The 21,503-nt window shown below is 65.6% G+C and carries 23 protein-coding genes and 1 tRNA gene; 7 read left to right on the top strand and 17 right to left on the bottom strand.

Going from position 1 to position 21,503, the window contains the following annotated elements; genetic code table 11:
- The first annotated feature begins 36 nt into the window (after window positions 1-36).
- Window positions 37-1,875: an ArnT family glycosyltransferase gene (locus tag VJ162_RS10855; protein WP_324664214.1), complete on the top strand. Its 1,839-nt coding sequence runs from the start codon at window positions 37-39 to the stop codon at window positions 1,873-1,875.
- 78 nt (window positions 1,876-1,953) lie between these two features.
- Here the strand turns inward: VJ162_RS10855 and VJ162_RS10850 are convergent, their stop codons facing one another.
- Window positions 1,954-3,159, bottom strand: a complete 1,206-nt coding sequence (locus VJ162_RS10850; protein WP_324664212.1) for an RNA-guided endonuclease InsQ/TnpB family protein — start codon at window positions 3,157-3,159, stop codon at window positions 1,954-1,956.
- 162 nt (window positions 3,160-3,321) lie between these two features.
- On the bottom strand, window positions 3,322-3,552 hold the full coding sequence (locus tag VJ162_RS10845; protein WP_324664211.1) for a hypothetical protein: 231 nt from the start codon (window positions 3,550-3,552) through the stop codon (window positions 3,322-3,324).
- Between the two features lie 142 nt (window positions 3,553-3,694).
- On the opposite strand from VJ162_RS10845, the gene VJ162_RS10840 reads away from it, so the two are divergent.
- Complete coding sequence (locus VJ162_RS10840) at window positions 3,695-4,660, top strand: AAA family ATPase (protein WP_324664208.1); 966 nt, start codon at window positions 3,695-3,697, stop codon at window positions 4,658-4,660.
- Here the strand turns inward: VJ162_RS10840 and VJ162_RS10835 are convergent.
- The 4 genes from VJ162_RS10835 to VJ162_RS10820 are packed head-to-tail and all read right to left on the bottom strand — an operon-like array spanning window position 4,632 to window position 7,955.
- A complete protein-coding gene (locus VJ162_RS10835; RefSeq protein ID WP_324664206.1) occupies window positions 4,632-5,309 on the bottom strand; it encodes a DUF7519 family protein in 678 nt (225 codons plus the stop codon). The two genes, VJ162_RS10840 and VJ162_RS10835, sit on opposite strands and share 29 nt — an antisense overlap.
- A complete protein-coding gene (locus tag VJ162_RS10830) occupies window positions 5,306-6,595 on the bottom strand; it encodes a DUF58 domain-containing protein (RefSeq protein WP_324664204.1) in 1,290 nt (429 codons plus the stop codon). Before VJ162_RS10830 ends, VJ162_RS10835 begins: the two co-directional genes overlap by 4 nt.
- The gene (locus VJ162_RS10825) at window positions 6,592-7,173 is read right to left on the bottom strand and encodes a DUF7269 family protein (protein ID WP_324664202.1); all 582 of its coding nucleotides are present in this window, start codon (window positions 7,171-7,173) and stop codon (window positions 6,592-6,594) included. Before VJ162_RS10825 ends, VJ162_RS10830 begins: the two co-directional genes overlap by 4 nt.
- Window positions 7,170-7,955, bottom strand: a complete 786-nt coding sequence (locus VJ162_RS10820) for a DUF4129 domain-containing protein (protein WP_324664200.1) — start codon at window positions 7,953-7,955, stop codon at window positions 7,170-7,172. The genes VJ162_RS10825 and VJ162_RS10820 overlap by 4 nt, the downstream gene beginning before the upstream one ends.
- A gap of 157 nt (window positions 7,956-8,112) precedes the next feature.
- Between VJ162_RS10820 and VJ162_RS10815 the strand changes: the two genes are divergently transcribed.
- Window positions 8,113-10,830 (top strand): nucleotide sugar dehydrogenase, encoded by a 2,718-nt coding sequence (locus VJ162_RS10815; RefSeq protein ID WP_407066853.1) that lies wholly within the window; start codon window positions 8,113-8,115, stop codon window positions 10,828-10,830.
- A 1-nt stretch (window position 10,831) separates the two neighbouring features.
- Here the strand turns inward: VJ162_RS10815 and VJ162_RS10805 are convergent, their stop codons facing one another.
- The 5 genes from VJ162_RS10805 to VJ162_RS10785 are packed head-to-tail and all read right to left on the bottom strand — an operon-like array spanning window position 10,832 to window position 14,887.
- Window positions 10,832-11,323 (bottom strand): hypothetical protein, encoded by a 492-nt coding sequence (locus tag VJ162_RS10805; RefSeq protein ID WP_324664198.1) that lies wholly within the window; start codon window positions 11,321-11,323, stop codon window positions 10,832-10,834.
- Complete coding sequence (locus tag VJ162_RS10800; protein WP_324664197.1) at window positions 11,316-11,789, bottom strand: single stranded DNA-binding domain-containing protein; 474 nt, start codon at window positions 11,787-11,789, stop codon at window positions 11,316-11,318. The genes VJ162_RS10805 and VJ162_RS10800 overlap by 8 nt, the downstream gene beginning before the upstream one ends.
- Before the next feature lie 32 nt (window positions 11,790-11,821).
- Complete coding sequence (locus VJ162_RS10795; protein WP_324664195.1) at window positions 11,822-12,790, bottom strand: NAD-dependent epimerase/dehydratase family protein; 969 nt, start codon at window positions 12,788-12,790, stop codon at window positions 11,822-11,824.
- A complete protein-coding gene (locus VJ162_RS10790; protein ID WP_324664193.1) occupies window positions 12,783-13,718 on the bottom strand; it encodes an NAD-dependent epimerase/dehydratase family protein in 936 nt (311 codons plus the stop codon). The genes VJ162_RS10795 and VJ162_RS10790 overlap by 8 nt, the downstream gene beginning before the upstream one ends.
- Entirely contained in the window at window positions 13,715-14,887 is a 1,173-nt protein-coding gene (locus VJ162_RS10785; protein ID WP_324664191.1) for an NAD-dependent epimerase/dehydratase family protein, read from the bottom strand. The genes VJ162_RS10790 and VJ162_RS10785 overlap by 4 nt, the downstream gene beginning before the upstream one ends.
- A gap of 232 nt (window positions 14,888-15,119) precedes the next feature.
- Here VJ162_RS10785 and VJ162_RS10780 point away from each other — a divergent pair.
- The 4 genes from VJ162_RS10780 to VJ162_RS10765 all read left to right on the top strand — a co-directional run bounded on the left by VJ162_RS10780 (window position 15,120) and on the right by VJ162_RS10765 (window position 17,503).
- A tRNA-Pro gene (locus tag VJ162_RS10780) sits at window positions 15,120-15,192 on the top strand.
- 171 nt (window positions 15,193-15,363) lie between these two features.
- Entirely contained in the window at window positions 15,364-15,600 is a 237-nt protein-coding gene (locus VJ162_RS10775) for a hypothetical protein (RefSeq protein WP_324664189.1), read from the top strand.
- On the top strand, window positions 15,597-15,740 hold the full coding sequence (locus VJ162_RS10770) for a hypothetical protein (RefSeq protein ID WP_324664187.1): 144 nt from the start codon (window positions 15,597-15,599) through the stop codon (window positions 15,738-15,740). The genes VJ162_RS10775 and VJ162_RS10770 overlap by 4 nt, the downstream gene beginning before the upstream one ends.
- Before the next feature lie 2 nt (window positions 15,741-15,742).
- Window positions 15,743-17,503 carry a DUF7845 domain-containing protein gene (locus tag VJ162_RS10765; RefSeq protein ID WP_324664185.1) on the top strand — a complete coding sequence of 587 codons (1,761 nt, stop codon included), beginning with the start codon at window positions 15,743-15,745 and terminating at the stop codon, window positions 17,501-17,503.
- 260 nt (window positions 17,504-17,763) lie between these two features.
- Here VJ162_RS10765 and VJ162_RS10760 read toward each other — a convergent pair whose 3' ends face one another.
- From VJ162_RS10760 to VJ162_RS10735, 6 genes are all read right to left on the bottom strand, one after another.
- Window positions 17,764-18,054, bottom strand: coding sequence for a helix-hairpin-helix domain-containing protein (locus VJ162_RS10760; protein WP_324664183.1), 291 nt, complete (start codon window positions 18,052-18,054; stop codon window positions 17,764-17,766).
- Between the two features lie 89 nt (window positions 18,055-18,143).
- Window positions 18,144-18,521 carry a hypothetical protein gene (locus tag VJ162_RS10755; RefSeq protein WP_324664181.1) on the bottom strand — a complete coding sequence of 126 codons (378 nt, stop codon included), beginning with the start codon at window positions 18,519-18,521 and terminating at the stop codon, window positions 18,144-18,146.
- Window positions 18,508-18,861, bottom strand: coding sequence for a hypothetical protein (locus VJ162_RS10750; protein ID WP_324664179.1), 354 nt, complete (start codon window positions 18,859-18,861; stop codon window positions 18,508-18,510). Before VJ162_RS10750 ends, VJ162_RS10755 begins: the two co-directional genes overlap by 14 nt.
- Before the next feature lie 154 nt (window positions 18,862-19,015).
- Window positions 19,016-20,170, bottom strand: coding sequence for a hypothetical protein (locus VJ162_RS10745; protein ID WP_324664177.1), 1,155 nt, complete (start codon window positions 20,168-20,170; stop codon window positions 19,016-19,018).
- Window positions 20,167-20,949 carry a hypothetical protein gene (locus tag VJ162_RS10740; RefSeq protein WP_324664175.1) on the bottom strand — a complete coding sequence of 261 codons (783 nt, stop codon included), beginning with the start codon at window positions 20,947-20,949 and terminating at the stop codon, window positions 20,167-20,169. Before VJ162_RS10740 ends, VJ162_RS10745 begins: the two co-directional genes overlap by 4 nt.
- Complete coding sequence (locus tag VJ162_RS10735) at window positions 20,946-21,500, bottom strand: hypothetical protein (RefSeq protein ID WP_324664173.1); 555 nt, start codon at window positions 21,498-21,500, stop codon at window positions 20,946-20,948. Before VJ162_RS10735 ends, VJ162_RS10740 begins: the two co-directional genes overlap by 4 nt.
- Window positions 21,501-21,503: the final 3 nt, after the last annotated feature.

Below are 21,503 nucleotides of genomic sequence, written 5' to 3'. Positions count from 1 at the left end.
GTGTTTTTTTATACACCCTTCTCCAACCACGTTCCGATGGGTCCCCGCTTCCGCTGGCTCGGTCGCGCGAAGCGCCAGCTATACCGGGACCTCCGGACCGACCCGTATCTGAAGTATCTCCTGCTCGGGGCGCTGGTGCTGGCCGGCTTCGGCTTCTGGCACCGCATCCCCGTCTTCGTGACCTGGGACGAACACGACCGGGTGTTAGACGCCCTGGTCGCCTACGCCGAAATCGTCCACGACCCCAGCCTCCACGGCGTCCGCGAAGGCCTCTCCTGGAGTCGGGCCCCCTTCGGCGGCACGCTGTGGGTGTATCTGCTGGCGACGCTGCCGGTCGTCGTGGCAGCCGCCGCGACCGGCCAGTTAGACGCCATCGCTGCGATGCGTGACCCGGCCTACGTCTACGGCCACTACCCGCTGTGGGCGGACACGCCCCGGTGGATATGGACGTGGAGTCTCACGTTCGTCCGGCTGACGAACGTCGCCTTCGCCGTCGTGACCGTCTACCTGCTCTACCGGCTGGGTACACGGCTCGAAGACCGCACCACCGGCCGGTGGGCCGCCCTCCTGTTGGCGCTGACCTTCGGCTTCCTCAAGCTCGCCAAGGAGGGCGGCGAGGACATGCCCGCGACGATGTGTTTCGTGGGCGCGCTCTACTTCCTCGTCGGCTACGTCCGGACCGGTGAGCGCCGGCAGTTCTACGCCGCAACCGTCGCCGGCGGGCTGGCGATGGCGTTCAAACTCACGCTCGCGCTCGTGGTACCGGTCATCGTGTTGGCCTTCCTGTTGCGCGCTCGCGTGACGGACGGTCCGCTCCGGCGGGTGCTCTGGCAACCGCGGCTGCTGGTCGGCGGGGCCGCGCTGGGCGCGCTCATGATCGTCGTCGGTCACCCGACGGCGCTGGTTGGCGACTTCGAGGCCGTCTACCACCGCTGGTTCGGGCGCTTCGGTCGGCCAACCCGAGTCGTCGGGCCAACGGCGCCGACGTGGTGGTGGTTCCTGCGGACCTACGGGAGCGCCTTCGGCTGGCCGCTGTTGCTCGGTGCCATCGGCGGGCTGGTCGCAAGTGTCGTCCATCTCGCCCGCCTCGCGCCGGACCGGACGGCACTCAGAGAGCGGGTCCCGGGGTTCGACGAGCGGGCGTTGGTGGTCGGGGCGTTGCTCGTCTTCGTCCTCTTTTTCGCGCGGTGGCACGACTGGCGGGTCCACCACATCCTCCCGACGTTCCCGCTCGCGGCGCTGTTGCTCGCCGACTCGCTCCGGCGACTCGCTGCCCACCGCAGGCGGGCCGCCCGCACGGCGATGGCGTTCGTCGTCGTGACCTCGGCTATCTACGCCGGCGTCGGCGTCGGGATGTTCGCCTCGATGCCCCGGGACGAGGCGACCGAGTGGCTCAACGAAAACGCCGACGAGGACGCCACGATGGAGGTGTACTTCCACGCGTTCTTCGAGAACGCCGTCCCCCACGGCATGAACCTCAACACTCCTCCCGAAGAGAGCAGCGAGGTCGACCCCTGTCCCGAGTACATCCAGGTCGGCGACAAGGAGCTGCTCTATCTCCAGGACATCCCCGAGTCCCAGCGCAGCTCCGAGGTTGACTTCTATCCCGAGCCGCGCCAGGAGTACATCCGGGCGCTGGTAGACGGCGAGTACGACTACGAGATCGTCGCGGAGTTCGGCGAGCGCCCGCCGAACTTCGTCCCCCAGCGCCCGGAGCCGGGGTCGCTGCGCGACCTGGCACCGCTCGGCGTCTACCCCCACAGCGACCAGTACGGCGACGAAGTGGAACTCGCGAGCGACCAGTACGTCGCGATTCTACAGCGGCAGAGCGAGTGTACCGAACCGGCCGACGCGACACGCGACGCGCCGTGGTAAACTACCCTCCCCTACTTCGCTTGGGGTCGAAGGACCCGCTCGCTCGTTGAGGGAAGGGCTTTCGCGTGGACTCCTGTTCTACGCCTCAGAAGAGGCGGGAAGGTTGTACTCTCCACTCACGTTCAGCGTCCCGCGATTCAAGCGCACGTCTACGGGTGCGCCTCCGTCGTCTGCGTTTTGCCGACGCCGGAGATACTGAAGGCCGATGTTCTTGGAAGCGTTGTAGTCGGCGTGGTTCTGGTAGCCACAGTCCTGACACTCGAAGTCTTCGTCGTGGCGGTTGTCGTCGTGGGTAAATCCACAAGTCGAACACCGCTTTGACGTGTTCCGTGGGTCCACTTGCACGGCCTCGACGCCCTGCTCTCTGGCTTTGTAGGCGACGTACTCGTAGAGACGACGGAACGCCCATAGATGGTGCCACGACGCCTCTGGCACGTTCTCACGAATGTCGGTTAGGTCCTCGAACACGATATGCGAACAATCGTGTTCGGCGGCTTCGGCTACGATTTCGTTGGCGGCACGATGCAGGAATATCTCGAAGCGTCCGTCCTCTTTCCGCTTGACGCCTGTTATCGCATTATGAGCCGCTCTCGTTCCACACTGCTGGAGGCCGCCACGCCGCTTCTCGTACTCGCGTTTCCAGTGGTTGAACTCATCTGCCGACCAGAAGCGTCCGGTCGAAGCGACCGCGAGTTGGTTCACACCGAGGTCCACACCGAGGACTGTTTTGTGCCCGGTGCTGGTGTCGGTGTCGTCCTCTTTGAGCATCGACGCATGGAGAAACCAGTCGCCGTCACGCCGATGGAGTGTCGCTCGCCGAAACTCGTAGTCCTCGTCCGTGACGTACTTCGTCGGCGGCTTTTCCGCGTCGTCGGGGAGGACGTAGTCACACTCGATACGCCCGTCCGGTGTCGATAGCGAAACGTGGTCACGGTGGAATGTGGCGCTTCGCTTGTCGTAGATGGCGGTATCAGCCGTGAACGTCGGGCGAGATGTCTCTTGGTCGTTCTTGAGCCGTTCGACACCGCTTTTGATGGCTTCGACGGCTTGGCGAATCCCTTTCTGGACGAGATTCGCGGTCAACTCTGTCTCCTCGCGTAGCTGACCGTAGAGGCCGCGTTCGGCTTTGGCTTTCGAGGTAACGTGGTAGCCGTCGTCGCCGTGCCAGCACCACTCGCTTGCGGTGTTGGCACAGTATTTGAATTGCTCGACAGTTTCTCGAAGGTGTGTATCCGCGCCTTCGGGCGTGTCAAGCTTGATAACGGCGGTACGACGGTACTCCACTGTAATTTCACATACCAGTATATAGGTACTTAAAAGTTGGGGTAGGTTTGTTGTTGTCCGTATACTGTGAGAGGTACTGCCGGTTTCTTCCCCGTCCTACTCGCTCACTACGTTCGCTCCTTGAGGACGGGGCATCCACCTCGGTATTCTGGTGACGGTCGGTTACCGCTGGCCCGCTCCGGTGGTCGTCTCCTCGTACGTCTCGGCCGTCGGGTCGTCGCCGGCATAGAGGGCGACCGCCCCGATGCCGGCGACGACGGCGACGACGAGTGTCCAGAACGCCGAGAACGCCCACAGACCATCGGCGAACAGGTCGAGGGCGAACAGTGCCGTCAGGATGACGAAGCCGGCGACTGAGAACCAGCCGAACCAGCCGAGTGCGTTCCGTTCCATAGCACGTAGGGCGAGGGCGGGAATCGGGGTGAACGGACGCCTTGCCCCTGCAAGGGCTCCGGACCCGGTTGCGGCTGTGCGGACGCCGACAGTCCCGGTAGGTCAGTGATAACAAACCCTCGAAACCGCCCACCCTCGTCCGATGAGTTCGGACACACCCGCCGACCACTGTGACACCGTCATCGATACCGTCTCCAGGGCCGTCGTCGTCGACCGCGAGACCCTCGAGACCGTCCTCTCCGGGTTTCTGGCGCGCGGACACGTCCTCCTGGAGGACGTCCCCGGCACTGGCAAGACGCTGACGGCGCGCTCGCTGGCCGGGGCGCTGGGGCTCTCCTTCTCGCGCATCCAGTTCACGCCGGACCTGCTGCCCGCGGACGTGACCGGTACCTACGTCTTCGACGAGGGGTCCGGAGAGTTCCAGTTCCGGCCCGGCCCCATCTTCGGTAACGTGGTGCTGGCCGACGAGATAAACCGCGCCTCGCCCAAGACCCAGGCCGCCCTGCTGGAGGCGATGGCCGAGGGGCAGGTGACCATCGAGGGGCGGACCCACGAGCTGCCCAACCCCTTCTTCGTCATCGCGACCCAGAACCCCATCGAGCAGGACGGGACCTTCCCGCTGCCGGAGGCACAGGTCGACCGCTTCGTCGTGAAGACGAGCCTCGGCTATCCGGACGAGGCCGGCGAGCGCGAACTCGTCGACCGCCGGGCCGAACGCACCGACCCCACGCCCGGCGTCGAGGCCGGGAGCGTCGACTCGGCCGCGCTCCGGCGCGCGCCCGAGGCGGTCCACGTCGCCGACGAGGTCCGGGACTACGTGGTCGAGTTGGTCAGGGCGACCCGCGAGGACGGGCGCGTCGAGACCGGCGTCTCCCCGCGAGGGACCCAGCGGCTGTTCGAGGCGGCCCGGGCGCTCGCGGTCGTCCGCGGCCGCGACTACGTCACGCCCGACCACGTCGCCGAAATCGCGCCGGTCGTGCTGGCCCACCGGCTCGTCCTGACGCCCGACGCCCGCGTCGAGGACGTGGGGAAGGCGGCCGTCGTCGCGGATCTCCTTGAGGAGGTGCCCGTGCCGACGGTTACCTATACAAAAGCGCCAGCAGAGTGACCGCGGCGGCGAGCAGGAGAACGAGCGCGCCCAGTGAGAGCCCGGTCGCCCCGTAGTCGTACAACAGTATCGCGACGACGACTGTGGCGGCGCCGTAGGCCGACGTTGCACCGGTGTGTAGCAGCGACACCGCGCGCGTCTCGGCGTCGGTCCGGAGCTGTTCGCCGAGGCTGATGCCGTGTTCGGCGGCGTCCCAGGCGGCGATGGCGGCGGCGGTCGCCCCCAGCAGGCGCAGCGGGCCGGCGGCCTCGAAGACCCCGACCAGCGCCACGCCGACCACCATAATCGCGAGCCCGGCCGAGACGAACCGGCGGGCAAAGCGCTGCCGGACCGGGCGAACGCCGAGTCCGACGAGCGCCATCCCGACGAGGCCGGGCACCAGTTCGATGCTCTGGCGGGGGTCGGCGAGGGTCTCGCCTCGGAGAATCGCCCCGAGGACGAGCGCCGCGCCAAGCGCCGTCCACACCGTTCCCTGCGGGAGCGGGACCTCGAACTCGCGACCGCCGGCGACGACGAGGCCGACGCCGACGAGAGCGGCGAGGATGGTGACGCGCTGGCCGACCGTCGGCGCGAGTATCGCCGTCGAGACGGCAGCGAGCAGGAGGGCCAGCCCGCTTGCCAGCGGCGTCGGGCGGTGGCTGACGGTCACGCGGACCACCGCCGTCGCTGCTCGGCGAGGAGGACGGTCCCCAGCGGGGTCGTCGGGTCCCAGTCGATAACCGGGATATCGGCTCCCCGGAGGGCGCGCAGTCGCAGGGTCCGCTCCCGGCGGGCCAGCCGCTGGCCGAGGCTCCCCTCGGCGGTCACGTCCGGGCTGATGACCGTCGTGGTGTGGCCGGCCGCGGCGAGGGTGCGGACCGTCTCGACGATACGCTCGTCCGCGAGCGGCGAGAGGACGACGACCTGCGTGTCGGTCCCGAGCTGTTTCCGCAGCAGGGTCGCCTGTCGGTCGAGGTCGTCGTCGCCGTCGGTCACGCCCTGTGTTCGGACCGTCCCGGGCGGCGTCGCGTCGAATGCCGGGTGGGCCGCGAGCAGGCGCCACAGCGCCGTCTCGTGGTCGGTGCCGACGCCGGGGGCGCGGAAACACAGCTCCCGGCCGAAGGCGGCCAGCCCGACGGCGTCCCGGGTGTCCGATAGCGCCGAGATTAGTTGTTCGACCCCGGCGAGGCAGTGGGCGACCGCGTTGGGCCGGTCCTCGGCCGCGGCCCGGTAGGCCGCCGTGCGGGCGTCGACCAGCAGGCAGACCGAGGTGGGCCGCTCCTCGCGGAACTCGACGGTGGTCAGCTCGCCGGTCCTGGCCCACCGTTTCGAGTCGATGCGGCTCATCGGGTCGCCAGGACGGTACTCCCGGACCGAGTGGAACTCGATACCGCTGCCGCCCTCGTCCGTGACCAGCCGGCCCGCATGACCGTCGGGCGCCGGGCGGACCGGGAGCTCGGGGACAGCGTCCTCGACCTGTATCTCCGTGCTGTCGGCGACCGTCGTCTCGACCTCGTGGGTGCCGGTGACGTCCCGGGCGATGACCGTCGCCGGGTCGAACTGGTGGCGGCCGGCCCCGCTCTCGACGGCGTAGCTAAACTCGGTTGTCTCGCCGGGGCGGAGGACAGCGGCGTGGCGCGGGCTGCCCTCGGCGACCGAGAGTGTCGCCGGGACGCCGTCGACAATTCTGCAATCGGCGAGCGTCCGGCCGCCGGTGTTCGTGACGCTGGTCGTGACGGTCACCGGCTCGCCCCGGGCCGGTCGTGCCTCGCCCAGCCGCCGGTCCAAGTCCAGCTCGACCGTCGGCGGACGCGACAGCTTCGGATAGGTCGCAAGCCCTGCGCCGACGACGCCGACCAGCAGCGTCGCGGGGCGCTCGGTCAGAACGCCCACAGCGACGAAAAACAGCGCGACGGCGACGAGACCGCGCCAGCGCCCGGTCGTCCGGAGGGTCACCGATCCGTCCCTCCGTCAACGAGCGCCCCGACGGTCCGACGGGCACCGTGTTGGGTCCAGGAGTCGATCCGCAGCCCGAGACGCAGACGCTCGGTCACCGTGGGTCCGCCCGACTCGGCCAGGAAGCGGGCCGCGACCGGGTCCTCGGTCCAGGCTCCCACCTCGACGCGCTTCCTGGCGGCTGCCTTGCTCCGGCCTTCGGCGAGTTCGCCGTAGACGGCTGCGGTCCGGAGCCGGTCGCGCAGATACTCCCGGTCGCTCCGGTCTATGCGCCACGGCCACCGGGACAGCAGGGTATCGACTCGCTCGCCAGGCCGCGGGGCGTCGGGAACCGTTTCCGGGTCCGGTGGGACCGCCTGATCGACCTGTCCCGTCGCGCGCCGGGCAACCATCCAGCTCAAAACTACGAGCGCGACGCCGCCGAAGGCACCAAGCAGGAAGTAGTCGTTGCCGAGCCAGGCAAGGACCGCCTCGACCGGCAACAGCGCCGCGATGCCGGGGACCAGCGCCAGCGCGAAGGCCGCGACGCCGCTGGCGGCGAGCGCGAGCCAACCCAGCCGGCGGGCAGTCGTGCTCACGCGCGCTCACCGTCGAGGCGAGCGAGACTTTCGCGGGCGAGGCGGGCCTGCTCATCGGTTGGCGGTGTTGTCCCGTACTGGACGTCCTCGAAGGTCCGCCGGAGCCGGTCGACCTGACTTGCGTCAAAGCCCTGCTCGACCGCGCGACGGGCGCAGTCTCTGGGCGTCCGTGTCCGGGGCCGGTCGACGCTCGCCTGCGCGACCAGTTCGGCCCAGGCCCGCTCTACGTCGTTGTTCGGGGCTGGCGAGAGTGAGTCGGCCGCCGGGCCGTCGCCGTCGGGACCGAGCGCGATACGGAGCTCGCGGTAGGCCAGGAAGACGAACGTGAGCGGGACGAAAAGCCACAGGAACAGCGTCCACGGTGGCCCGGCCGGAGACAGACCGCTGTCGCTGGCCGAGTCCGACTGGGCGCCGCCACCGGCCGGTGTGTCGGCGTCACCCGCGCTCTCGTCCTGCGGGTCGCCGGCTTCGTCACCGGCCTGTTGTGGCTCGGCTGTCCCGTCACCCGCCTGTGTATTCTGCGCCTGGGTATCCCCGGCTTTCCCTCCCTGGCTGTCGGTGTCACCACCGTCGCCGCTCTGGCGGTACGTTTCGTCGAGCTTTTCGGCAGCCCCCTCGATGTCTCCCTGGCTGTCCTCACCCAGCGGCAGTGCATCCCACTGGACATCGACCGCGTCGGCCGGGTCCGTCGACATTGATGTTTCAAGCGTCGACGCCGAGAGACCCACGGCGGCGATAACGACGATAGCTACTCCGGCCGAGAGGAGCCGTTCAGTGTGCATTCAACGTGTCCCGGCTGGAACGTAACTGTGCCTTGTTATAGACCGACTACCGGTCCGTAGTGGCCCCAGCCACCAACCCGTCCCTCCCTGACACACCGCCACATGCCCAGCCGAAGGACCCGAATTCTCATCACCCGTGGCGGCGAAGTCGGGAGCGATGAACGTCAGTATCGTCGGCAGCGGCTACGTCGGCACCACGGTCGCGGCGTGTCTGGCCGACCTCGGACACGAGGTCACGGCGATAGATATCGACGAGGGCATCGTCGACGCGATCAACGATGGCGAGACGCCGATTCACGAGCCCGGACTGGACGAACTGGTCGCCGAACACGGCGGCGGCCGGTTGCAGGCGACCACCGACTACGACGCCATCCTGGACACCGACCTCACGATGCTCGCCCTGCCCACGCCCTCGAACGACGACGGCAGCATCGACCTCGGGTACATGGAGGCCGGCGCGGCGAGCGTCGGCGAGGCGCTGGCCGGGGGCGACAACGGGGACACTCCCCATCTCGTCGTCACCAAATCGACCGTCATCCCCCGGACGACCGACGAGCGACTCGCCCCCCGCATCGCCGAGGCCGGTCTAGAACGGGGCGCGGACTTCCTCGTCGCGTCGAACCCCGAGTTCCAGCGCGAGGGCACCGCCGTCGCGGACTTCCTGAACCCCGACAAGCTCGTCTTCGGCGCTGACGACGAGCGGGCCTTCGAGACGCTTGGGAAGCTGTACGCGCCCCTCCGGGCGGCCGCCGACGGCGACGTACCCGTCGTCGAAACCGGTATCGCCGAGGCCGAGATGATAAAGTACGCCAACAACACCTTCCTCGCCTCGAAGGTCTCGCTCATCAACGACATCGGCAACGTCTGCAAGGAGTTCGGCGTCGACGCCTACGAGGTGGCCGAGGCCATCGGGCTTGACGACCGCATCGGCGAGCGGTTCCTCCGGAGCGGCGTGGGATGGGGGGGCAGCTGTCTCACGGGTGACCAGCGTGTGCTAGCGAAAGACGATTCGGGCACGAAACTCCTCACGCTTGCGGAGTTCTTCGACCACTACGCCGCCGACGGTGCGGTTGACGACGTATCGGTCCTCAGCCGCAACATAGATGGCAATTTCTCCTTTGAGCCCGTTCTCGCCGCAACGCGTCGGGAGTTCCAGGGCGACCTCTACGATATCGGGACGAAAATGAACAAGCAGGTAACCGTCACCGACGACCATCCCATGCTCGTCGTCGAAGACGGCGAAGCAGTGCCACGCGAAGCATCAACGCTTCGGACGGGTGACGAGCTGCCAGTTCAGACTGAACTCCCATCGGACCCAGTCGAGTCGTTCGATATCATCGATCTCGTCGACTCGGCGGCGGCGTTCGACAACGAATCGGTATATCTGAAACCCTCGTTTGAAATATCAGAAATAAAACAAGAGCTGCGCAAGGTGCTGTCCACGTACAACGACCGGTTCACGTACGACAAGGTCCACGAATTCACGCGCAACAACTACATCGGACTTGATACGTTCCTCGAATTCGAGTCGGAACTACCGATAAACCGCGCCGACGTAGCGATTTACACTACCGTTGGTGGTGGGCAGACCTATATTCCAGCTACCATTTCGGCCGACGCAGACTTCTGGCGTTTCGTCGGCTACTACCTCAGCGAAGGACATATCAACGAGGACGACTCTGGCAACGGCTCAACGACGCGAAAACGGGTCTGTCTGAGCTTCCATCCGAGCGACGAACAGGCCTACGTTGACGATGTCGAATCGTATCTCGACAGTATCGGCGTTCGGTACCGCACCTCGACACAGGAAACGGCCACCCAGATAGAGATTTCGAGCCGTGTGTTCGCGTACTTTGTCGACTGGCTCGGCTGTGGCAGCGGCTCGTATTCGGCAGCGATTCCGAACCGTGCCTATCAAGAGCCCCCGAAACACCGCGAGTCGTTGCTCGCAGGCCTGTTTCGTGGTGACGGGCATATTGAATACACGAGCCACTCAAACGCGGTCGTGTACGATTACGGCTCTGTGAGCGAGGAACTGATACAGGGTATGCAGTTCCTCCTGCACAGCCTCGGAATCGTTCCCAGCTACAAGACCTCTCAGTCCGAGAAATCGACTCGACCGGCTCACTTCCTGCGTATCAGTTCGAAGAGACACATCGCGGCGTTGAAACACCTTTTCCTGCCGTCTGAGCAGGAGAAAATCGAACAGCGTCTCGAGAGCTACGAACGGGATATTCAACCGTCCAGTCACAGTATCGGCGTGGAGAACACCACTGTTGAGGTCAGTGATATCTCGGTCACAGAGGCCGAAACAGATGTCTACTCGCTCGAAGTCAGTGATACCCACACGTTTGTCACAACTGACGCTCTAGTCGTCCATAACTGCTTCCCGAAAGACACCGACGCCATCATCGCCGCCGCCCGTGAGCAGGGGTACGACCCCGCGGTCCTCTCCGCTGCGGTCGAACTCAACGACGCCCAGCCCGAGCGCCTGCTCGCCCTGCTCGACGACCACGCCGACGTGGCTGGCAAGCGCATCGCCGTGTTGGGCCTGGCGTTCAAACCCGGTACCGACGACATTCGCAACACCCGAGCGGTACCGGTCATCGAGGGGCTGCGCAACCGGGGCGCCGAAATCGTCGCCTACGACCCCGTCGCGACCGAGAACATGCGCGAGAAGTACCCCAACATCGAGTACGCCGACTCGGCCGCGAGCGCCCTGGAGGGGGCCTCTGGCGCCGTCGTCGTCACCGACTGGGACGAGTTCGCCGCACTCGACGGCGAGTTCGATGCAATGGCCGACCCGGTCGTTGTGGACGGTCGGCGGATAATCGAACGGCGGGACGGTCTCACCTACGAGGGGCTGACCTGGTAGGCTACTCGTCGGCGATGTGTCGGTCGACAGCGACCACGACGGCCGCGAACGCGAGCGCCGCGACGAGAACCAGCGGGTCCGAGGAGACGTAGAGGCTCGGCGTCGGCGGTCGCCAGTTCGTCAGGGGGTACAGGTACGCCGAGGCACGCCCGTCGGCGTATGCTCGCATCCCGTCGCCGAGGAGCGAGAGGACGCCGCCGGTTACTACGAGCCCGTACACCCGTCGCCACCGGTCGCGCCCGAAGGCGAGGGTGATAAGGCCGGCGACCAGCAACACACCGCCCAGCGTCGACAGCGGTGTGTAAGAGAACGGGACCCCGAGCGCGCTTTCGACCGTCACTTCGGGGAGTACGAGGCCGACTTTCACGAGGTCGGGAATCGCTGCGCCACCAGTTCCGACGACGACCCAGCGACGGTCTAGCCACTTGACCCGCCACGACGCGACGGTAAAGAGCGAAAACGCCACCAGGAGGTGGGAGAGCAGATCAGCCATTCCGGGCCTCCAGCGTCCACGTCTCGCGGTCGAGTCGCCACTGTTGCAGGAAGGCGACGAGGAACCCGAGGGCACCGACGACCGACACGCCGTACTTGTACCATTCCGCCCCGCCGCTGTCGTTGACGACGACGAGTTTCTGGGCCACGATCTCCTGTTCGGGCCGGAGTTCGCCGTACACCTGCACGAGGCCGCCCGGTTCCACGGCGGCCGACACGCCGGTGACACGGAGGTCGATATTGACACCCTCCGATTCGGACTCGATGCTGATGGCGTTCCCGTCGACGCCGGTCACCCTCCCGAACACCACCACCGTCTCGCCGACATAGCCGTCGTAGTCGGCCGCCAGTTCGTGGGGTTCCGGGTACGGCGTCCGCGCCCCGCTCGTCGCGTCCTCGTGGACGAACAGCACGCCAAGCGCTGACAACAACAGCGCCGCGACGAGGAGCCGCTTCCACGTGTCCATCGCTATACGGCCACCTGTATCGTCCTGCGTAATCAGTTGTCCGCCTCGAAGCTCTCGCGGACGACCGATTCCACGTCGTATCTGGTCTCCCAGCCCAGCCGCTCTCGCGCGGCGGTCGTGTCGACCGGGAACTCCGAGACGAGCGTCTCCTCGCCGGCACGCGGGTTCTCGACGAGTTCGACGTCGACCTCGCGGCCGTGTTCGGCCGCGACGGACTGGACGAGCTCGGCGACGGTCTCGACGCCGGGGTCCTCGTCGCTGGCGATTTCGTACTTCTCGACGCCGGTCTCGCCCGCCTCGAGCTGTTCGACCAGCCGCTCGGCGCTGCGGAGGTAGGCCCGGGCCACGTCCTTGACGTGGACGAAGTTCCGACACTGGGTACCCGGTTCGTACACCGTCAGCGTCTCGCCCGCGTTCGCCCGCGAGAGGAAGAAGTTGATGACGGTCCCCTTGGATATCTCCCGGCCGCCGATCTCGTGGCCGCCGTAGAGGTTGGAGATCATGAACTGGTGAGCCGGGAAGGCGCCGTCGGCAAAGTCCTCGATGGCCCGCTCGCTGAGGAGCTTCGTGCGGCCGTACCAGTTCATCGGGTCGCGGGGATGGTCGACCGTGATGGGGAACTCCGTCGGGTCCCCGAGTACGGCCATCGAGAAAGGGAAGATCATCGCGGCGCCGGTCTTGCGGCAGAACCACGCGACGTTTTCGGTCCCCTGGACGTTACACTCGTAGGCGAGGTCCTGCTTTGCTTCGCAGTCGTCGACGCCCGAGATGGCCGCCAGATGCATGACGACGTCGGCGCCCGCCAGCGTCTCTTCGAGGCGGTCGCGGTTCCGGATGTCGATGTGTTCGACCTCGACGTCGCCCACCGAGCGGACGTCGCCGAGATAGAAGTTGTCGAGCGCCGTTATCTCCCAGTCGGGGTGCTGTTCCTGTAGTTCGACGAGAACGCGGCTGCCGATGTAGCCGGCCGCGCCCGTGAGAGCGATGTGTGTCTCAGCCATTGGTGAATCGGTCTGCGATGTCACGGACCCCCTCGCGGAGGGTGGTCTGTGGTTCAAAGCCTGTGCCCGCCAGTCGGTCGAAGTTGACGTGATACGAGGGGCCGGGGTGTTCGTCCTCCAGATAGGTGATATCGACCGCGCCGACCTCGTCGTCGACGATGTCGGCGATCTCCGATATCTGGTAGTTGGCGTCGTTGCTCCCGACGTTGTAGACGCGCCGGTCCCAGGCGTCGGGCTCCAGGGCGGCGTGCTTGTACGCTCGCGCGGCGTCGCTGACGTGGATGAACGGCCGCCAGTTCGAGCCGTCGCCGTACACCGTCAGCGTGCGCCCGGTCAGCGCCCGGAAGACAAAGTAGTTCACGACGAGGTTGAACCGGACCCCCGGCGAGTAGCCGAAGTTCGTCGCCATCCGCAGGGCGGTGCCGTCCATCCCGAACTCCTCGCAAGCTTCCCGGAGGAGCGTCTCCGAATCGAGCTTCGTCTCCGCATAGGGGTTGATCGGGTCGGGGTCGACGGTCTCGTCGATATCGGTGCTGGTCGCGCGGCCGTAGACGTTACACGAGGAGGCGAAGACGACGTTCTCGACGCCGAGCTTGCCGGCGGCGGTGAGGACGTTCTCGGTGCCGTCGTAGTTGACCGCGACGGTCTCCTCGCGGCGGTCGTGGGTGCTGGCCGCGCCGGTGATGGCCGCCAGATGGACGACGGTGTCGACGCCCCGCATCGCGCTCTCGACGTCGCCGTACTCCCGGACGTCGCCCCGGCGAAACTGTAGTTTGCCGTTGACCGCGCCCATCAGCGCCCGTGGCGAGCCGGATTCGAGGCTGTCCAGGACGACCACGTCGCCGACCCGGTCGTCGTCGGCCAGCCGCGGGATCAGGTCGCTCCCGATGTAGCCACAGCCGCCCGTGACCAGCACGTCGGTCGTCATTCGTCGACGAGCACGCCCGGCAGGAAGCGGTCCTCGTGGGACTCGATGGTACCGGCGTGGCTGGTCAGCGTCTCGAAGATGTCCGCGACGCCGTCCTCGAAGGTCTGGTCTTGCTCGCCGATGAGGTCCATATACTGGTCCTTCTCTATCTCCATCTTGTGGGTCTCGTCCTCGTCACGGGGGTTCTCGAAGTGTTCGACGGCCACGTCGAGGTCGAACTGCTCGCCCACGTCGGCGATGGTCTCGGCGATCTCGACGATGCTGATGGCGCGGGTGACCTGGTTGTACACCGTGAGCCCGTCCGGCCGGTCGCCGGCGTCGCCCAGCGCCAGCTGGGCCAGCCCTTCGACGGCGTCCTCAAGCGAGACAAAGGGTTTGCGCTGCTCGCCCTTGCCGTAGACGGTCACCGGGTAGCCCGCGACGGCCTGCGCACAGAAGCGGTGGGTGACCGTCCCGAAGTAGTAGTCGAAGTCAAAGCGGGTCTTGAGCCGGTCGTCCTCGCGCGTCTCTTCGGTCTCGGTCCCGTAGGTGATGGCCGTGCGCACGTCCGAGACGGGGATGTCGAACTGCTTGTGCGCCAGGCGCATGTTCGCCGCGTCGTGGGACTTCGTGAGGTGGTACCAGCTCCCGGCCATCGCCGGGAACGGCACATCGTCGGCCTCGCCCTGGTTCTCCATCGTCGCGCCGCCCTCGGGGATGGGGAACTCCGGCGCGCCATAGACGCCCGTCGTCGTCGTCTCGATGAAGTGGGTGTCCGTGAGGTCGTGCTCTTCGAGCCCCCACAGGAGGTTTCGGGTGGACTGGAGGTTGTTGTGCTGGGTGTAGTTGGCCCGCTCGCCGTTTATCTGGGAGTACGGCGCCGAGGGCTGGGCGGCCGCGTGGACGACGGTGTCGGGCTCGTGGACCTGGAGCAGCTCGTCGACGAAGTCCTTCTCGACGAGGTCGCCCTCGACGAAGGACATGTTGGTGATGCCAAGCGTCTCTTCGGCGGCGTCGAGACGCTCGTCGATAGAGGCGACCGGCACCGCGCTGGTCGAACCGATCTCCTCGACCCACTCCCGTCGGCCGAAGTTGTCGACCAGCAGAACGCGGTCGTCCGTTCGCGACGCGATGCGCAGCGCTGTGGGCCAGCCGATGTAACCGTCTGCCCCGGTGACGAGTATCGTCATTAGTTACTCGGCTCGTGAGTAACTCGCGAGCGATATATATTTTCTGTACTTCGGCCAGCGGGAATGGAGACTGCTTGAATCGTCACCGCGCTGTTGGCGACTGAAAGGCGCTGGGCGCCCGGGGAGTTCTGGCTGTCGTAATGCCAGTCCCTCTCCATGTCCCTTGTTTCTCCAACGGTCGCTTCCGGAAAGGTTAAAAATCGCCCTCACCATTTTCCTCTTGCTATCGCACGGGCCGGTGGGGTAGCCTGGTATCCTTCGGCCTTCGGGTGGCCGTAACCGCGATTCGAATTCGCGCCGGCCCATAGCGTATAAACCCCTTTTCCCGGGTTTCCTAACCATTAGCGGCCGGTTTAGGGAGTGGTCGCTGTGAGCCGTGCACAGGCCGACCGCCGGCTCATCTGCGATTACTGCGGCGAGTGGATAACTGAGCCCGACCAGCGGTGCCCCGCGCTTGACGAGGGGGTCTGCCGCCCATGAGTCGGACCGCCGCGACGGGTCAGGAGCCCGACACCGATACCGGCGTTCGGAACCGCTCACAGTACGCCGACACGCTCCACCGTCTCGACCCCAACGCCGACGAGCCCCGGCCCGCCTGTCCCGAGGCCGACTATCGGCCTGACACCGAGTTCACCGACGTTCCCCTGGCTGCCTATCGGCCGCACTACAAGCTCTGTGGGAATCCGGAGTGTTTCGGAGGTGACTGGCGGTGACTGAGTTCGTCCGGGCGACGCGTCTCTACGACGTGGAGGCCGGCGAGCCCGTCGCCTTCGACTGGGCGAAACTCCAGCCCATCGCCGAGAGCCAGGCCGAAATCGAGCGTGCAGTAGCCGCCATCGAGGACCGGAGATAGGGATGTCTCGGCAGCTCAAGTGCGCCCCTCATGAGGGCGACGTGCGCTTTACGATTGGGGTCCACCCCGACCCTGGAGTCCCTGACTACGGCCTGAAGCCCTACTACGCGATGGACTCGCTCATCAAGGAGTGGGGCGACCGCTGGGAAACCGACGGGAAGCCGACCGAAGACATCGAGTTCGCTGGCGAGACATGGGCCACCTGTTTCGACTACTCCAAGAGCGGCTTTGACCCCTGGGACAACCCCGAGTTCCAGATTCAGCAGGTGCGTGAGTTCCAGTTCTATTTCGTCTCGAAGGATTCGCCTGAGTACCGCGGCGAGCGTGCTGACCAGGACCCGCGCGTCAAAGGTGGGACGATTACCGTCCGCCCACGTTGGCCGAATATCACGTCGGACGGTGAGCCGGTGTCGGTTCCACAGTACGGCGCGCCGTACATCGACGTGCAGGTGCAGGCTTCGAATCTCCCCCACGAGAGATACCTGTCGCTCGTGAAGCGCGTGATGGACGCCTACGGCATCGCTGCGCGATACTTCGACCAGCCACACCCAGATAGTCACATCAACGACCTCGCGTACTACGTGCGCCTGTACCGGGGCGACAGTGGCCCACTGCACGCTGCTGACGGACCGATAGCCCGCGCACATACGCTCATCCAGGGTGACCGGACTGGCTACCGGAAGCACGAGGAGGACAACACCAAGATACCGGGCTACTTGGTGAAGTCTGTCGTCGAGGACGAGAAGGCGGGGGAACTCATCCGTGGACACCGGCTGGGGAAAGAGTTGAAACACTACTACCCCCGCGACCCTGAGAGTCACGAGCCTGACGAGGCTCCGTATCATCCGAAGTTCGAAGTGTCGTACCAGACTTCCCGGACCGACGAGACCGTCCGGTGGGACGACCTCGACGACGTGCGCCGGGAGCTGGAGGAGACGATACTGAACTGTCTCGACTGGTGTGGGCTGGCAACCAGCGCCGAGAGTAGCGTGTTTGTCGACTTTGATTCGTACTGGGACGTACGGAACACCACAGAGGCTCGAAAGCTCGTCCCCTGCCCACTGCCGGAGATTGAAGACGAGCAGGAACACCGAGTGATGCAACTGTGGGGCGATATGACCGACGCTGACCGGGACGTGACGGAGTTGCTACTGACCGACGGCGGGAAGGTCTCGCCCCAGGAGGCCGCGGAGAAGACCGGCTACACGTACCGAACCGTTCGGACCGTTGTTGACCGGTTGGAGGGCCTGATTCGACATACCTACGGTGAGTTAGAACTGGAGTCGAAGAAGGTTCAGCAGGAACTTCTGAAGCGGGTTCGGGCTGCCGGTGACCGATTCCAGCAGGAGATTGGGAGTGCGACGATGGAACTGGCCGACGCCGCCGAGGAGCGGGTCCGGTCACGATGGGCTCGCGTTCGCCGGGAGTACGCGGTCTCGGAGGTAGAGACTGACGACTGCCGGAAACTGCTGAAGGTGGGCTACACGGCGGAGGACTTCACCGAGGCGAAGGCCATCGTCCGCGAGCTTCGGACGGCGTATGCTGAGTGCGTGGAGGCGAACACCTTCGGCGTTCACGTCGTCGTAGAGACGGCCGAGACGGGGCGTGAGCGATTCCGGGACCTCCGCAACGTGTTCCAGAAGGGCTACCGCCGGGACGACTACACGAGCCGCGAGGAGCAGGAACGGCGAAACGCGGGCTTCGACTTCGAGGCCTGGAAAGAGGCCGGATACCCGCTCGCTGACGAGTGGGACGGCGGGTAGCGCCGGCCCCTGAGTAGAGGCATCACTGTCAAACACACCGATTTAGCGGCAATTCTGTATTCTTTCTCCGGAAATTCGCGCGTCGCGCGGCTGGGTTCGCTCCCGTCGGTCACGTCACCCAGCCGCGCGACCAGGGGGAACCCGGAAAGCGAGTTTCCGGGTTCCCCTTAGTCGTGTGGCTAAGGCCACATCACCAAAATACACCGCACAGCGTTGCTGTAGCGGTCGCGAAACAGCCCCGCAGGGGCTAGCGAAAATTTTCAGAAGCGGTCCGCTATCTCGGCCGCTCGCTCGGGACCGACGTTCGGGACAGATTGCAGCTCGTCGACGCCGGCGCGGCGGAGGTCGTCGACGCTCTCGAACGACAGCGCCACCTCCCGCGCGGTGACCGGGCCGACGCCGGCGACCTGTTCGACGTGCTCGCGTATCTGGTCGGCGCGCGGGTCCATCTCCAGCGACAGCCGGCGCTCTAACTCCTGCTCGTCTATCTCGTCGCTCTTGTATAGCTCGTGCAGCCGCTCCACCGGGTCCGGCGCTCTCCACTCCCTCACACGCTCTCTGAGCCGGCTGCTGCCGGCCCATAGCCCATAGCCCACAGCTAAAACCAGCAGTACCCTCGGGTCGCTCTCTCCCCCGTACATCAGAATATCTCGTCTATCCCGATTTTGGCCTGCTGCGCGTCCCGGTGCGACCCGCCACCGTGCCACTCCAGGCGGGGGAGTCGGGACGAGTGACGCATCTCCCACTTGAGGACCTGAACCCCGCGACCGCGCACTCGGTAGGCTCCGAACACGTAGTACCCGCCGGCGTCCCGGAGTTCGTCGTGATACTGGTCGTATACCTTGAAGTTGCCCGGCTGGCCGTCGGCGTGCTGAATCATCGCGCTCTTGATTTCGACGGGCGTCCCGTCGTCCCTCCTGGCGTCGTGCCAGCTGGCGCGCTCCAGGTCGAAGCCGTAGCGGTCGGCGGCCTGCCGCTCGACCAGCGTCCCGTAGTGGTTTGCTCTATGGCTCGGCATCTTTCTCGCCTCCGTCGGCTGCGACCGGCTGCGTCTCGTGTACTTCTGTACTGAGGTAGTGGTCTATATCTTCGACTACCTCGCTCGCGGTCGCACCGGTCAACCGCCACCATTGCTGAATCCAGACGACGGCGATGACGTACCACACCCAGAGAGGTAGTCTGAGTGCCGGGGTCCACGACAGCGGCACGGCGAACAGGTTCAGTTTGATAGCGAGGACGATACGGGCGAGAGTGACCGCATCGACGCCCGGCCCGACAGACAGCAGTGCCAGGAGGTACGCGACGACTATCTCGGTGACCGTCGTGGAGACGTGAGAGATGAGTCGATTCAGGTTCATCGCGCACCTCGCGCGTTTTTATATATACACTCCTCTCGTCGCTCAGACTGCGCGCCCATCGGTTCCCTCTCGGTCACTACGTGACGAGAGGGAGGCTGTGGGCCAGTAGTAAAGGGGGGACGATGGACGTGGACAGCCGGACAGTGCCGCGCCGTCATGCGGTTACACTCCGGACTCTGTCCATGGCTCTATCGTGGTCTCCGTCCTGTATCTCGGGCCACCGCTTCCCGACCCAGGACTTCCCGAACGGGACGTATTTCGCCGTCTGTCGGTGCGTTAGGCCGTCTTCCTTGCATCTTCGAACGGTCCACAGCGCCACGTCATAGGCTACTTCGTCCGGGTCGGGTTCCTCGCCTTCCTCGCCGTCTGTCCACGACCACGTACTCGCTTCTTTGTCGTGGTAGCGCCAGTCTGTCGGCGGAATTCCTTCAATCTCCATGAAGGTGTCTTTCAGCTGGCCGTTCTTGATTCGGTCAGCGACGACGGCCTCCTTCTGCGAGGTCTTCTTGATGATGACGCCCAGCCGCCAGAGCAGCGGATGAATGCTGCTCTCGTCGTGAGCGATGTAGATGAGCAGGCCGTTGTACTTCCGAATCTTGTAGACGAGAGGCCCCATTTTCTGCCGGGTCAGGTGGCCCATCTTCCCGGTGCCGCCGGCCTTGCTGCTAAACTCGTCTCCGATGAACAGCTTCGCCTGCTGCGGGTGGTCCAGGGGGTCGCCGTCCTGCTCGACCCACTGCTCTAGCGTGTGGTGGTTCGGGACGTAGCCGTTCCGAACCTCTCCTTCGCTATCGACCCACTCAGTCGTTTCACTGAGTGACTTGATGTTGCTGGCGACCTGCTCGACGCCCAGCAGGTGCTTGGCCCGCTGGCCGATGAGGCCGGCCATGTTCGTCTTGCCGGCCCCCATCTCACCGAGTAGCACAATCACCGGCGCGGGCGATTCGATAATCTGGTCTATCTTGCTGATAGCCTTCATACCGGAAATATCGGCCCGCTGGTCCTGCTGTCCGGTGAGGTGCTTCAGGCTGGTCATGTCGCCGTTCTCCAGGGCCTCGCGGGCTGTCTCGGTGGCCGCTATCCCGCGCATCTGCTGGACTTCGGTGAGGTTCCTGGCCTGTCCCGGCATCCGGCCGGGCGCGTCGGCCTCGTCGGGGTCGTAGTGCTGTTCTTGGACGGCGAGATACCGAGAGACGAGCGGGTCCCGAACTATCCCTGCGTGGGGGGCCGCATCCGGGTCCCTCTCCTGATAGCCGTCCTGATGCTCTCGAAATCCGGCGACTGTATAGACGTCATTGTCGTCGCTCATGGCTGGCTCCCGTTCGTCTGCGGACCGGTTGACTGCTGCCCATGCCCATCGCCCATATGCTGGCGTTCATCTTCCGCTAGATCACGCTCGCTCGCTTCGAGAATCTCGTCGCGCTCTTCCTCGATGTTCCCGCGCATCTCCTGCCAGGTGTCAGAGGCCGCGGTGTCGTCCAACATGAGGCCGCGCTCGCGGGCCTCCGCGCCGGTGTTGATGAGCTTCTCCTGTAGCGTCACCGCGTTGTCGGACCACTCGCCGCGCAGCTGGGCGAGCTTCGCGGCCTTGTCGAGTAGCGAGTCGTGAACCCGCTCCATGTGCGCTTTCGCGGTGATGAGTTCGGAGTCCTTCGCCGCGCCCATCCAGGTGCCAGTGACTTCCAGGGCTTCAACATCTTCGAGCCATTCCATCTCGCGCACCTCGTAGGCGTCGCCGTCGTTGACGAGATTCGGCGCGGCGTCGACGTTCTCCCGGTCCTTCCACGTCTCCGGCGGGACCTTGTACTTCTCCCGCTCGCCGGTGACCGAGTTGATGTGAAAGACCGTCTCCCAATTCCGATAGTGCAGCCAGCGGGCGATTTTGAGGCCCACAAGGTAGCACGGCATCCCGAGCAGCATCCAGCCGGCCAGGACCGCGGGTATCCAGTTCGGCAGGTCCGGGGCCTGGGGCTGGTAGTAGACGATGAGCGCGATACCACCGAGTAGCAGCCCCATCACGAGCAGTTTGTATTCGGCCAGCAGGTACGTCACGCGGTCCTGCCACGAGGCAAAGGTCGGGTGGCTCACGTCGCCACCTCCGGGGCGTTCCCGTAGCGACGCATCACCGTGTAGCCGGCGAGCCCCATCCAGGTGAACGCGACGAACGCGCCAGCGAACCACGCTTGCACCGAGGTGAGCGCGCCGAGTACGTCGAGGCCGCCAGACTCCTGACTGGGGCGCTGTAGTACCTCCGCGTAGAGGTCGGTGTTCTCTGTCGAGATACCGACCGCGACGTACCCGTTCGCTCGGGTCACGGGCATCTCGACAGTCGTAGTCTCACCGCGTCCAAGGTTCACACTGCGGGTCGGCACGTCACCGCCTTTGAGGAACCGGCCACTGTCGCTCAGAGTGGCGGTCTGGACCGCGGTCGAGCGGAGGGTGATGACGGCGGTCGTGCTGTTGTTGTCTGTCCGCACGTTCGAGGAGACGATGACGGTCTGATTGTCGATGCGCTCGGGTCCGGTTTGCGCCGTGGGTTGTGGGCTGGGAGTCTGGGTAGCGGACTGTGCGGCGGCCGGAGTGCTGCCGACGAGCGCAAGGCTCACGACGAGCAGCACGGCGAAAGATGCGTGTCTCATGGG

It is taken from the genome of Haloarcula sediminis, assembly GCF_035656455.1.
GTDB lineage: Archaea > Halobacteriota > Halobacteria > Halobacteriales > Haloarculaceae > Haloarcula > Haloarcula sediminis.
The sequence above is the reverse complement of the archived record's forward strand: the minus strand, read 5'-3'. Positions and strand labels throughout refer to the sequence as shown.